Source organism: Lactobacillus helveticus (assembly GCF_046109915.1).
Lineage (GTDB): Bacteria > Bacillota > Bacilli > Lactobacillales > Lactobacillaceae > Lactobacillus > Lactobacillus helveticus.
The window spans coordinates 163935-177415 of sequence record NZ_CP151471.1 but is presented as its reverse complement, the minus strand read 5'-3'; the positions used below and the strand labels follow the sequence as shown (position 1 = coordinate 177415).

The window sequence follows — 13481 nt, the reverse complement described above, 5'->3', positions numbered from 1 at the left end:
TTACTTAGTTTCACGGTGAAGTGTTGCGCGTCTTTCAACTGGGCAATACTTCTTCAAAGATAAACGTTCCGGATGCTTACGCTTGTTCTTCTTAGATAAGTAACTTCTATCGCCACATTCGGTGCATTCTAAAATGATGTTATCTGCCATTTTTTTCACCACCTACACTTTTATTCTGACTGTACTAGAATAGCATTTTTCAAACAATTTGACCAGTGTTAATTATTTATTTTGTTGAATGAAGTTTAAAATAATCCTGAATCATTGCTTTAGCTACCTGCAAAGTATACTTCCCTTCCATGTCTGGATCAAGTCCTGGGAACACTACAGCTACTGCTAGTTTTGGATTTTTAGATGGAGCATACCCAATGAAAGTAGCGTTAATCAACTCAATATTATGCTTTCTATTAGGGTGTTCAGCATCATAGTAGAAAGTTTGAGCAGTACCAGTTTTACCTGAAACTGATGGCTTAACATCCTTCAAGTAGTGAGCAGTACCCCAGCCGTTAGTACCATGTACTACACGCCAGAAACCTTCTCTAACTACGTTCAATTCATCTGAAGTCCATGGAATAGACTGTTGAACATTAGGTTTCTTATTGTAGTTAATATAAATCTTCTTTCCGTCTTTGCCTGTCTTACCAACAGACTGCACAATATATGGCTGCATTCTATAACCACCATTAGCAATCGTAGATACATATTGAACAAGCTGAATTGGCGTATAAGCATCATAGTTACCATAAGCCAAGTCAAGTACTGAACCAGAAAGAATATTTCCTTTTGAATTGAAAGATTTACCTTCAATTCCGGCAACTTCACCAGGAAGGTCAACACCAGTCTTTTGACCTAGACCAAACATTGCAAAGTTTCTTCTTAAAGTATTAAAAGCAGTGTCTGGCATATGGATGTAAGTCTTAGGTACATATTTTGCGCCAACCCAATTCATAGCTAAGTGCATCATGTAAATGTTACTTGAAACTTCCAAGGCAGTCTCAGCATCCAATGAACTGAAAGTTCCGACTGGATATACAGATTTCTTAACTGGTGAACCTGGAAGATAGATTGGCGTATCAGGCAAAGTATTGTTAGTAGGAGTAATAACCTTATTAATCAAACCACCAGAAACTGTAGCACCCTTAACTACGGATCCCATAACGAATGATTGATTAATTACACCTAAAGCATTATCGGTTACCTTGCCTGTATTCGTATTACGATTAAGCCCAGCCACTGCTAACAATGCACCAGTATTTGGATTCATTGCAATAGCATAGGCACCATTAGAATAACGAGCTGCTCCTGCACCAATAGCTGAACTATAAATTTGCTTCAAAGATGCTTGAACTTCTTTTTGATACTTAGCGTCAATTGTCAACATTAAGCTGGCACCAGCCTGCCCATCATAAACAGTCTTAGTCTGTTGAATATTACCGTTAGACTTAGTAGTTACCTTGCTGGTTGACTTAGTTCCCTTTAATAGAGGCTCATATTCTTCTTCTAGATATGAAGTACCTACTCGATCATTACGAGAATAGCCATTTCTCAAATAGTATTGCAAGTTGTCACTAGGCAATCCAGATTTTTCAGTAGAAACTGAACCAATAATACTTTGGATAGAAGAACCGTTTGGATATGATCTTTGCCAATCGGTTCCGATACCAACACCTGGCAATTCTGATAGGTGTTCACCTACTTGAGCGATTTCCTTATCGGTTAAACCTTTATTTTTGATATAAATAGTTGATAAAGTATAAGCACCTGAAATCTTATTAAAGATCAATGCCGCTGTTTTTTGCTTTTCAGTTAACTTAGGATTCAGTTTCTCAACATAAGCAATCGCTGCTTGGTAAACCTCAGAATTAGTTTTCTTGTTACCATTTGCATCTACTTTAGCTGATTTAGGCAATTTAGCTGTAATCTTGGTATTGTTATCACCATCTGCTAAATAATAATCAGCAACCATTTGCTTTGTCGGCTTTTCATCTGTAATCTTAATGTAGTTGCTTAATGCATTCGAAATTTGATATATCTGCGTCGTAGTGGTTGATGCACTCTTAGTATAGGTGATCGCATTAGTAGCCTTATTCCCTACCAATACATGTCCTTTAGCATCATACATCACACCACGAGGCACTTGATTTGAAACAACTGTCGAATCAGATTGTTGTACTTCTGCTTTAAAGCGAGATCCATATACCAGCTGTAAATAAGCTAGTTGTCCGATCAACATCGCAAAAAGCACAAGAATAACCCCTACAATGATTCGCATTCTTATTGGAGTAGAAGACTGCTTATTTGAACCAGTCCCACTATTTTTTCTAAAATAATCCACGTATATCGTCCCTCACTAAAACTGTATGTATTTTAACAAAAACTGAACGTTAATTCTACGATTGAGAACGGAGCTTAGCTAAATTTTAAGATGAATAATTATTTTAATATCCATAAATTATTTACTACTAAAAAAAATCTTCTTTTTTTATTAAGTTTTATTTTACCTGGTTTGATTTTCTTCAGCTACTTCTTCTATACAAAAAATGGCGTTTTAACAGTAGACCTAGGTCAACAATATGTTGATTTTTTAGCTTTTTTGAGACACAACTTATTCTCACATCCCCTTCGTCTAATTTATTCTTTTTCAAATGGCCTAGGTGGATCAATGCTAGCTACGGACGCCTATTATCTTTTCAGTCCATTTAATCTATTATTATTTTTATTCCCACAGAATTTCTTGGCTCAAGTCATTTTAGTAATTATTGGATTAAAAATCGCTGCGGGTGGTCTAACTAGTTATTACTACTGGCAGCAAAAAACAGCTAAGCCTTTCTATGCCTTAGCTACAAGTAGCGCCTACGCATTATCTGGATATGTTATCGCCAACCACTTCAACTTAATGTGGTTAGATTCAGTAATACTTTTGCCTCTTTTAATTAACGAAATTGATCATATTTTAATGCAAAAGAAGAACCATTTAGTTTTAATCACATTTCTGTTATGGTTTACCAACTTTTACACTGCATTTATGGCACTAGCATTCGGCTTTCTATATTTACTGACTAAAATTTTCTCTTTTAATAAAAAAAACCAATGGACTATTTTTAAATCATATCTAGCAAAAAGTATTTTAGGCTCTTTTTTAGATGCTTTTATGCTATTACCAGTTTTTGTAGAGATGTTGCAAGGGAAGGTTGCTTCTTCCGCAAATTGGTCATGGGGATTTCAATTTGTTCCATATAATCAAATAGCAAAGTTAGCTGACGGTGCTTACAATTTTCACGAAATGCAAGAAGGGATGCCAAACATCTTCATCCCTCTCCCATTTTTATTGCTAACTTTTTTTATTTTCTAAGCAAAAAAATTAATTGGAAACCCAAGCTAGCTAATGGCTTATTGCTCTTATTTTTAATTGCTTCATTATTTTGGACACCACTAGTTTTATTATGGCATCTAGGCCAATTTCCTGTTTGGTATCCTGGTCGCTTTAGTTTTGTCTTGATCTTCTTAGCTTTAAACTTAGCAATTACTGCATTAAACCAGCAAGAAAATGTTAAATTATGGCAAATAGCACCATTAGCGCTTATTGCTTTAGGACTGATCCTTTTTGTCACATTTAATGATCAATCATTTGATTTCTTAAACGAAACCGCTCAAATTGCTACAGGTGCTTTTTTAGCTCTAGGATTATTATTTGTCGCTTTTATTTATAATAAAAACAACTACGCATCTGCCTTCTTTTATTTAATCATCGAATTAGAGTTAGTAATTAACCTCGTTTTATCATTAGGAAATTTAGCATATCAAAAGAACTACGATTATCAAAATTTTGCCAAAAATACTACACAAGTTACTAACTATGAGGCTAAACACGACAAAGGATTATACCGAACGGAGAAAAGCTTTTATCGCTCTGACGATGATCCATTCAGCGCTAATTATTATGGCCTCAGCAACTTTAATTCCATTTCTAACCAGCATGTATTGTCATTATTAAATAATTTAGGCTTCCTTAATAATAGCAATTCTTATACTAATTTTGGTGGGACTCCAATCACTGACGACCTCTTTGGGATTAAATATTATATTCTTCCTAACGAAGAAATCACTTCTCTTAAAAATAAGCAGCAAATGAAGTATGACAATAAAAATCAGAGAATTGATGTCGGTGACTATCATTTACAAAAGCGATTTAACCAATTAATTCTGATGAAAAATAGTTCTGCACTGCCGCTCTTATTTTTATCACCGACTACTACCAGAAAAGTAAAATTTGATCCTACTAATATTACTAAAAATCAAACTCAACTTTTACAGGCTGCAACTGGTAGAAATATCAATCTTTTTCATCATGTAATTTGGCCTGATCCTAAAAAGATTAATGTCTCAAGTTGGGATGGTGGCTGGATGCAATATTCCAAGAAGAAAAAGAATCAGGAAGCTCGCTTAATCTTCAACCTTAGACCGCAGACGAATTCATCATATTATCTTGAACTTCCTGGTGATATTGATGACAATGCTATTGATATGTACATTAATGGTAGCTACATTAATCTTACAGTGCGTGACTCCAATACTCGACTAATCAATTTAGGAAGTCGACAACGGGGACAACGCATTCAAATTGAAATCACTTTGAAAAAAGACAACTTGGATTTAAATGCTGCAAATTTATGGCGTTTAGACACCCCAAAATTAGTTCAGGAAATGCGTTCATTTAAGCAAAATCAACCGCAGTTTACTCAGCAGTCTGCCCTAGTACTTAAATCCAATCATTTTTCTACAAATAAAAAAATGACTATGAAATCTACTATTCCCAACAGTTTTAACTGGTTAGTACTTGATAATGGAAAAATCCTTCGAAAGAACAAAATTTTATTTGCTGATGCTTTTTTGAATTTCAATCTTAATCAAGGCAACCATCAAATAACTTTAATTTATATTCCATGGATTTTCATAATCGGTTTGATAATCAGCTTAATATCCGTATTAATTTTTATAAAAATAAACAAAATATAAGTGTTAACGCTAACATCAAGAAATAATACTAGACCTATAATATAAAAATGTAATAAAATGAATACGTTATCATTTGGATAAATTAATAATAGAAAGAAGATTTGAATATGGCTCTTACATACCAAATTGGTGTAGATGCTGGCGGTACTCACTCAACTGCCATTGCATATGACGAAAACGGCAAGGAACTTGGTCGTGCAGAAGGCGGTCCAGGTCAAATTAACGCTGATTACGAAGGCGGAATCAAGAATATCTCCGATACTATTAATGAATTGTTAAACAAGATTGACGGCGACTGCATGCGTGTTTTAGTAGGTATTGCTGGTCTTTCTGTTGTTGGTAACGCACCAGAAGTTGCTGCTACTATTTCATCAAGAATCAACAACTTACCTACTCGTGCTATTACTGACTCACTCTTGGCACTTTATGCTGGCCTTGAAGGCGATGATGGTGCTCTTGTTATCGCCGGTACTGGTTCAGTTTACAACGGTTTGCAAAACGGTCACTTAATTGCTGTAGGGGGTTACGGCAATATCTTAGGTGATGAAGGTTCAGGTTACGCTATTGCACGTTCAGCTATGCAATCTGCACTTCTTAGCTGGGACAAGCGTGAAGATAACGCACTTATTCCAATGTTTACTAAGTTATTCGGCGTAGAACATATGGATGAATGTACCGCTAAGTTCTACAGAATGTCTAATCCTGAAGTTGCTGGAATGGCAGTTCACGTTGCTAAGCTTGCAGATGAAGGTAGCGATGATGCAATTAAGGTCATCCAACGACAAGCTCACTTATTGGCTCGTGACATTATCATTGGTCTTGATCGTTACGAAGATCCAAAGCCAATGAAGATTGCTTTAACTGGTTCAGTTTTAGCTAACAACGAAATGATGAGAGGAATCATTGAAGACGAAGTTAAGGATAAATATCCTGATGCAATCTTCTCTATTTCAAATGGTGAAAACGCTCGTGCCGTATTATTCGATAAGAGTAAGGATTACCGTTACTTCACTAATCACGAAGATCGTTAATTTAAAATAAATAAAAAGCTCACGGCTTTTACAAATTGAAGTGAGACCTAAAAGTGAGACACTTTTAGGTCTTTTACTATGTCTAAATTTAATAAAGAACAAAAGATAGAAATTTATCGTAAATAGAAAGATGAGAAAATCTCAATCAGTCAGTTGTCAAAAGCATATAAAATGAACTTAGCTAATCTGGATTACATGCTTAGATTGATTGATATGCATGGAACAAATATTTTAAATACTAGAAAGCGGGTTTATTCTAAGAAGTTTAAAGAACAAACAATTGAACAAGCTATCTTTGGTACTAAGTCAGATGTTCAATTATCTCTAGAATTAGGTTTCAAAAGCATTGGCATGCTTAACAATTGGCTTAGAGAATACAAAGAAAACGGGTATAATTTTATTATCAAACAGAAAGGACGTCCTGCCCGTGGTCAAAGAGGGTCAAAAATCGCGCAAGGAACTGGAGAAAGAGATCCAAAAGCTGAAAGAAGAAAACTTGCGATTGCGTATTGTGAACGAATACGTAAAAAAACTGAAGGCCTTGGATCAGGAAAAAAATCAGAAGAGATAGCTAAGCTTATTGCCAAGATCAAAGAAATCTTTAATCACCATCAAGGCCGTTATGGCTATCGCCGAGCAGCGCTGCAGCTAATTAAAGAAGGCTGGAACATTACTGAAAAAACAGTTCGCTACTGGATGCATAAACTAGGCCTTAAGGGCATTAGACGCAATAAGCGCAAATACTCGAGCTATAAAGGTACTATTGGCAAAATAGCACCTAATTTGATTCATCGTGATTTCTTTGCGCCAATGCCTAATATGAAATGGTATACTGACATCACTGAATTTCACCTTAATGGTGAAAAGCTATATTTATCGCCTATTTTGGATGGTTGTGGAGGCGATATAGTTTCTTATTCTATTTCAAGACATCCAGATATGGATTTAGTAATGACGATGCTTGATAAAGCTTTCGTTAAAGAAACAGCTCTTAATAACTGCACTTTTCATACTGACCAAGGCTGTCAATATCAGAGTCCCCAATACCAACGTGCCTTAAAACTTCAGGGCATTACTCAAAGCATGTCTAGAAAAGGCAATTCCATGGATGCTGGTTTAATGGAGAACTTCTTTGGTCTGCTTAAAACAGAGATGTTTTACGATCAAGAGTACAAATACCATAGCCTTCAAGAATTAACTCAAGCTATTAAAGAATATATTGAATACTATAACGAAGAAAGGATAAAGAGCAGATTAAAAGGCTTAACTCCGAAAGAATATCGGAATCAAGCCTCTATTAATCCTGTATTTTAAACTGTCTAATTTTTAGGTCTCAGTTCAAATAAAACTTAACAGTTCTTATTATTCTCTTTAGCAATTACAGTAATCTACTAGCAGTTTCGTGATTCAGTCATCACAACATGGTAATTGGCCTTTAATAAAGCCGGGCCATCGCCGATCATGACGCTTCCGTCTAAAAGCTGGGAATCGTTCTTTAACTCTAAGCCACAGTTAACATAATCTAAATGAAGGTTATCTTGCAATTCAGCCAAATCATAATCAGAAGTATAAATTTCTACTCCCTCATTGTTATGCAAAACAACGGGGTAATCCTTATCGGGGTGATCAAGCTTTATAATTGAATACATCATCCCCATTGAACAAGCACCGCCTTTGATAGAGTATTTACCTCCTCCATCATCACAAATCAATAATAAGGGATGTCCTGCCAAACCTCTTCTTTTTAAATAATCTAATGCCCGTTGTGTAAATTTGATTTTAGCCATTTTTATCACCTCTCTAACTATTATCATAGTCAGATTTTAAAAGAATAAATTGACATAAGTCAATAATTTTAACTTTTTAGCAGTTAAAGAAAGCAATGACTGAAGATAAAATAAGAATTAAACCAACAATAAAAGCCAGAAAAGAAATAAACTTAACGGTTTGGGGATGGTTCTTGCTTGGCTGGTAATGATTAAAGATTGTTAGAATAATTTCAAAAACAACCAAAATAAATCCGATAATTGAAATAAAAAAAGCTTTTACCTCCCTGCTCTACACTAATTTAAATAATTTTGGTGGCCTGCCAGAGCGTTTAGCGGAAGCAGTTCCGACTTCCTTGAATATCTTTTTGTGTGTTTTCTTAAAATTAGAATTATCAATTTTATCAACGCTGGTTTGTCTAAAAATAGCGTAAACTTCTCGTGCTTGTCTTAAGGTGAAAGTTGGACCTAATATTTGTAAAATCGTTGGTTGATAATCAAGCTTATTGTTAATTCTTTGAATAGCTGTATTAATGATCTCTGCATGATCAAAAGCTAATTTCGATTTAGCGTCAAGTTGCAATTTAATTTGATCATTCATTAAAAAGAATTTCTTTTCTTTAAAGTTAAAAGAAAACCAACGTGCTTCAATAGCTCCATAATCAGCTTTAAGCTTGGGCATGATTGGTAAAAAGGTCATATATGCCAAAGCTAATGCTCTTTCACCGGTTACTCTTTTAGGATTGGTGAAAGTAGCTAATTGTTCTGTTGCACTATCTGGAATTAAAACACCAATCTTATCTTTAATTAAGCGAATACAAGCAGCTTCGGCACTCTCGTTGCTTCGCAAAAGTGTTTCAGGCAATGCCCAACTTTTCTTGAATGGGTCACTAGCTCTTTTGACAAGTAAAATCTGTGGTAAATGAGTCTTGGAATTAAAACTCCATATAATATTTGTAATAGTAATTAAAGGTCGAGCAACAATTTTTTCAGGCATAATTTCACTTCCAATTTTAGTGTCTCTTAATTAAATTTTAGCTTAATGAAATCAAAAAAGGAATATAATTTAACATCTGCCAAGAAAAGAACTACGATGAATGTGGCTGAACAAAAAAGCCTTCCTCCTAGAAGCGTAATAAACAATTTATTATATTTTCTTCATATATTTATTTAGTCAAAAGCAGTGGTCAAATTTGATCACTGCTTTTTTCTGGTTAAATATTAACTTGCAGTTTAGGTAAAAAGTACTATAATCAGGTTAAATAAAAGTAACTTAGCCTTTTATATTTGAACTTATTAAAGTAAATTTTACTTAAATAGATAGGAAGCTTATTATTATGTCACATGAAATGTTGACAGATCTTTATGAATTTTCAATGGCAAATGGCTATTATCAAACCTTGCCTCATGACAAGCAAGCACGTTTTGATGTCTTTTATCGCAATGCACCTGATGAAGATAGCTTTGTGCTTAGTGCTGGCTTAATGCAAATTATTGAAGAAGTTAAAAATTGGCATTTTACTAAGGAAGATATTGATTATCTCCGTGCACTTAATAAATTTTCTGACGAATTTCTTACTTTTTTGAAAGATGCTAAAAATAAATGTACCATCAATGCTATGACTGAAGGAACTCCTCTATTGCCTCGTGAACCAATTTTGACAATTTCAGGTCCACTTATTGAAGTTCAACTTTTAGAAACTCTGGTATTAAATATTTTTAATCATCAATCTCTAATTGCTACTAAAGCTTGGCAAATTACCCATGCTGCCCAAGGTAGAGCTGTAATGGAATTTGGAGCTCGCCGTGCACAAGGCCCCGATGCAGCTACTTATGGTGCTCGGGCTGCGGTAATTGGCGGTTGCACTAGTACTTCAAATGTTCTTGCTGGTCAAAAATTTAATATTCCAGTAGCTGGGACAATGGCACATGCATGGATTGAAAGTTTTCCAGATGAACTCACTGCTTTCAAAGCATGGGCAAAAATTTATCCTGATACTGCTTCCCTACTAGTTGATACATATGACGTTGTAAAATCAGGTGTTCCTAACGCTATTAAAGTATTTCAAGAACTTAAAGCGCAAGGACATCGACCATTAAGTATCCGCATTGATTCTGGTGATATTACTCGTTTAGCTAAAAAAGCTCGGCAAATGCTTGATGATGCAGGTTTATCTGAAGTTAAAATTACTGCTTCCAATGCGCTTGACGCTCATATTGTTAAGTCATTACTTAATGAAGAAGCTCCAATTGATAACTTTGGTATTGGTGAACGTTTAATCACTAGTTCATCAAGTCCTGTACTAAGTGGTGTTTATAAAATGTCCGCTCTTGAAAACAAAGGCCAATGGGTCCCTAAAATCAAGATTAGTAATAGCCGAGAAAAGATTACTTTGCCTGGTAATAAACAAGTTTATCGCTTATATTCAAGAAATGACCCTAAACATGCTTTCGCTGATATTATTGCGTTAGCTGATGAAAAATTAAGAGATAAAATTACAGCTATTGATTCAGATGTTCATGCTACCAATGATGTTGTAACACTTACCGACTTTACTGCTCGTCCATTACTCCATCAAGTATTAGCTGGTCAAAAAGCTGCTCCAATTGAAACAGATACTTTTGCAATTCAAAAATATGCTAAAGAACAAATTGCGGAATTGCCTGAAGAAACTAAGCGCTTAGTTAACCCTGATCATTATCCTGTATATCTAACTAAGAAATTAGCTGATTTACAAAAGAAATTAATTGCGGAATACAAGTAGGTAAAATTATGAATAATGAAGCTTTATTAATCATTGATTATACTAACGATTTTGTAGCAGATAAAGGTTCTTTGACTTGTGGCTTGCCAGCTCAAAAGATAGAGAAGCAAATTGTATCATTGGCTGAACAATTTTTAAAAGAAAATAAATGGGTGATTCTTCCAACTGACCTGCACTTTAAGAATAATCCTTATCATCCTGAAACCAAGTTGTTCCCTCCTCATAATTTAGGTCATACTTGGGGACGAGAATTTTATGGTGAATTGCAAAAATGGTATGAAGACAATAAAGATAATGATCATGTCTTAATGCTTGATAAAACTAGGTATTCTGCCTTTTGCGGTACTAATTTAGACTTATTTTTGCGGGAAAGAAAGATTACCACTCTTCATTTAACTGGTGTTTGCACCGATATTTGTGTTTTACATACGGCCGTTGATGCTTACAATAAATGCTATAAATTGGTTGTTCATAAAAATGCGGTTGCTAGTTTTGATGAAACTGGCCATAAGTGGGCGTTGAATCATTTTAAGACTTGCCTAGATGCCAAAATAATTGATTAAAATATAAAAAAGAGTTGAGATCAATATTTTCAATATGTATTGTTGATCATCAACTCTTTTTGTTTAAAGCTCTATTTTAAAGGAAAAATCTTGTCAGGATTGATAATTCCGTTTGGATCAAAGACTTTCTTTATCTCACGAAGCAAATTAGTATAATCCTGGCCATAATAATCTTCAAAATAAGCTTGACGAGCATAACCAATACCATGCTCTCCTGACATGTTTCCGTCAACTTCTCTTGCTTTCTTATAAAGTTCAGAAATTACTTTTTTGCTCTTTTGAGCGAAAATATCTTTTGAATCTTTATCAGAACAAAGATAAATATGTAGGTTACCATCACCAGCATGGCCGAAACTTGGAATTCTCATTTTAACTTCTGTTTCTAATTCCTCAATTCTAGTTAATACTTCTGGAATTTTATTAATCGGAACAGAAATATCTACTTCATCCACCATAGGAGTAGAATTTTGAATAGCAAGCAAGAGTTCTTCTCGCGCTTTCCAAATTAGTTGTGCTTTCTCAGAACTTGCTTCTAAAATTACAGCTTGTTTACTACCAAATCTAGTAGTAGTTTTTAAGGCCTGCTCTAGCTCAGCTTTAATCTCCTCTTTTGTAAAAGCATCTAAACCTAAAATAATGAAGCCTTCACCTTTTTCAGGGAATTTTTGATGAGCATATTTTTCCCATAAGTCTAGTACTTGGCGGCCCATAAATTCTACAGTTGTTGGTACTACGCCAGAAGCTAAAATAGCTGGTACTGATTTTAAAGCATCTTCTAAACTAGAGAAGGGTATTAGTGCATTAATCGTTTCTTTTGGTCGAGGATAAAGACGCATGGTGACTTCGGTCACTATACCTAAAGTTCCCTCAGATCCAATGATTAAGTCTTTTAATGAATAACCAGAAGAAGATTTAACAGCTTTTGCTCCGAAAACGTAGCTCTTCCCATTAGCCAAAACGACTTTTAACTTACGAATATGTTCTCTAGTTACACCATACTTAATTGCCTTTAGACCACCGGCATTGGTGTTGACATTACCACCAATTGTAGCCCAATGCATTGCTGGAGCGGGCATATACGTAAACGGTTTATCAGCCAAGAATTCCTCAATATCTTTTAATCTGATACCTGCTTGAACCGTCATTGTTAAACTGTTAGGCTCATAAGCCAAAATTTTATTCATTTTAACCATATCTAAAGAAATACCACCATGTATTGTTAGATTGGCTCCCATTAGACCGGTTGAGTTACCACGAGGGACTACTGGGATATGGTGATCGTTGGCATACTTAACTACTTTTTCAGCCTCTTCATTAGTAGTTGGCTGAATCACAAGTTCAGGCATTGCTCTGACTGTTTTAAACTGATCATGATCCCAGTGAACAGTTGGTTTTGTGATGAACCGTTCTTTATTAGCAATAAATTCTCGTAAGTTTTTAATATCAGTTTGTGTAAGTGTTTCATGCTCCATTGTTGTCACACCTCTTATTTATTTCTTGATAAAAAAGCAGTGATCTTTAACGACCACTGTTTTTGCTTAAATGAGGACTAAATTAATTATTTTTATTCCGGCTGCTTAGCCAGTAAGGCAATGCAACGAAAACAATTCCGCCGATCATATTACCTAAAGTAACCCAAAGCAAATTGTACCAAAGGCCGCTTATTGAAATAATTCCTGCTGCTTTAGCTGGATTCATCAAGGCTACTACTAGTGTAGTCATATTAGCCACAGAGGGGTCAAAGCCTGATGAGAAGAAAGCTAACAAGCACCACCAAACCATAATCAATTTAGCAGTATCATCTTTAGTTTGAAAACCTGACCAAACGGCTAAGCAAACTAAGATATTACATAAAATACCTCGTAAGACTAACTGTACCGCTGGTGCTGACATTTTTGCTGCGGCAGCTTTAGTAAAAGCTGCTGCTACAAGAGGCAAATCAAGACCTGAGGCGGTAAAAATCCAGCTTAATAAAACAGCACCAACTAAGTTACCTAACCAGCAAATTAGCCAAAGGATAATTGCTTGACCGATATTTACTTTTTTCTCTAGAAGACCAGCTCCCATGACAAAATTATTTCCAGTAAATAATTCAGCGCCAGGGATGATAACTAGACTCAAGGCAATTCCGAAGATAAGACCTTTAACAAGGTTAGCTGCCGGATTTGTCCCTAGCTGACTTCCTACTGTGAAGGCTAATAGAATACCGAAACCGATATACATTCCGGCTAAAATTGACAATAAAAAATAACCCATCGGGTTATTTTTTAATAAATTGAATTTTTTGCTGGCTGCATTAGCTGCACCAGCAAAGGCTTCTTGATACATTGTAAAATCTCC

At 35.1% G+C, this 13481-nt stretch carries 10 protein-coding genes and 1 pseudogene; 5 read left to right on the top strand and 6 right to left on the bottom strand.

What is annotated here, in order from left to right:
- Both rpmG and AADV52_RS01045 read right to left on the bottom strand, forming a co-directional pair.
- On the bottom strand, positions 1-150 hold the full coding sequence (rpmG, locus tag AADV52_RS01050) for a 50S ribosomal protein L33 (protein ID WP_003548272.1): 150 nt from the start codon (positions 148-150) through the stop codon (positions 1-3).
- Between the two features lie 76 nt (positions 151-226).
- On the bottom strand, positions 227-2335 hold the full coding sequence (locus AADV52_RS01045) for a peptidoglycan D,D-transpeptidase FtsI family protein (RefSeq protein ID WP_014918477.1): 2109 nt from the start codon (positions 2333-2335) through the stop codon (positions 227-229).
- A 90-nt stretch (positions 2336-2425) separates the two neighbouring features.
- Between AADV52_RS01045 and AADV52_RS01040 the strand changes: the two are divergent.
- The 3 genes and pseudogenes from AADV52_RS01040 (at position 2426) to AADV52_RS01030 (ending at position 7361) form a co-directional block, all read left to right on the top strand.
- A pseudogene (locus tag AADV52_RS01040) lies at positions 2426-5016 on the top strand (YfhO family protein).
- A 107-nt stretch (positions 5017-5123) separates the two neighbouring features.
- The gene (locus AADV52_RS01035) at positions 5124-6047 is read left to right on the top strand and encodes an N-acetylglucosamine kinase (protein WP_014918476.1); all 924 of its coding nucleotides are present in this window, start codon (positions 5124-5126) and stop codon (positions 6045-6047) included.
- Between the two features lie 138 nt (positions 6048-6185).
- A complete protein-coding gene (locus AADV52_RS01030; protein ID WP_230856764.1) occupies positions 6186-7361 on the top strand; it encodes an IS3 family transposase in 1176 nt (391 codons plus the stop codon).
- Between the two features lie 77 nt (positions 7362-7438).
- Here AADV52_RS01030 and AADV52_RS01025 read toward each other — a convergent pair whose 3' ends face one another.
- Positions 7439-7834: an iron-sulfur cluster biosynthesis family protein gene (locus AADV52_RS01025; RefSeq protein WP_013854263.1), complete on the bottom strand. Its 396-nt coding sequence runs from the start codon at positions 7832-7834 to the stop codon at positions 7439-7441.
- 271 nt (positions 7835-8105) lie between these two features.
- Positions 8106-8810 carry an NUDIX hydrolase gene (locus AADV52_RS01020; protein WP_014918475.1) on the bottom strand — a complete coding sequence of 235 codons (705 nt, stop codon included), beginning with the start codon at positions 8808-8810 and terminating at the stop codon, positions 8106-8108.
- 340 nt (positions 8811-9150) lie between these two features.
- Here AADV52_RS01020 and AADV52_RS01015 point away from each other — a divergent pair, with 340 nt between their 5' ends.
- Together AADV52_RS01015 and AADV52_RS01010 are read left to right on the top strand one after the other, a co-directional pair.
- Complete coding sequence (locus tag AADV52_RS01015; protein ID WP_014918474.1) at positions 9151-10578, top strand: nicotinate phosphoribosyltransferase; 1428 nt, start codon at positions 9151-9153, stop codon at positions 10576-10578.
- An 8-nt stretch (positions 10579-10586) separates the two neighbouring features.
- Positions 10587-11141, top strand: a complete 555-nt coding sequence (locus tag AADV52_RS01010) for a cysteine hydrolase family protein (RefSeq protein WP_012211741.1) — start codon at positions 10587-10589, stop codon at positions 11139-11141.
- 71 nt (positions 11142-11212) lie between these two features.
- Here AADV52_RS01010 and AADV52_RS01005 read toward each other — a convergent pair whose 3' ends face one another.
- Entirely contained in the window at positions 11213-12613 is a 1401-nt protein-coding gene (locus tag AADV52_RS01005; RefSeq protein WP_014918473.1) for an FAD-binding oxidoreductase, read from the bottom strand.
- 82 nt (positions 12614-12695) lie between these two features.
- Positions 12696-13469, bottom strand: a complete 774-nt coding sequence (locus AADV52_RS01000) for a formate/nitrite transporter family protein (RefSeq protein ID WP_014918472.1) — start codon at positions 13467-13469, stop codon at positions 12696-12698.
- Positions 13470-13481 lie beyond the last annotated feature (12 nt).

Excerpts from the sequence above, each read along its gene's own strand:
- AADV52_RS01010 (WP_012211741.1), top strand. The coding sequence starts at position 10,587 with ATGAATAATGAAGCTTTATTAATCATTGATTATACTAACGATTTTGTA.
- AADV52_RS01025 (WP_013854263.1), bottom strand. The coding sequence starts at position 7,834 with ATGGCTAAAATCAAATTTACACAACGGGCATTAGATTATTTAAAAAGA.
- AADV52_RS01005 (WP_014918473.1), bottom strand. The coding sequence starts at position 12,613 with ATGGAGCATGAAACACTTACACAAACTGATATTAAAAACTTACGAGAA.
- AADV52_RS01015 (WP_014918474.1), top strand. The coding sequence starts at position 9,151 with ATGTCACATGAAATGTTGACAGATCTTTATGAATTTTCAATGGCAAAT.
- rpmG (WP_003548272.1), bottom strand. The coding sequence starts at position 150 with ATGGCAGATAACATCATTTTAGAATGCACCGAATGTGGCGATAGAAGT.
- AADV52_RS01035 (WP_014918476.1), top strand. The coding sequence starts at position 5,124 with ATGGCTCTTACATACCAAATTGGTGTAGATGCTGGCGGTACTCACTCA.
- AADV52_RS01000 (WP_014918472.1), bottom strand. The coding sequence starts at position 13,469 with ATGTATCAAGAAGCCTTTGCTGGTGCAGCTAATGCAGCCAGCAAAAAA.
- AADV52_RS01020 (WP_014918475.1), bottom strand. The coding sequence starts at position 8,810 with ATGCCTGAAAAAATTGTTGCTCGACCTTTAATTACTATTACAAATATT.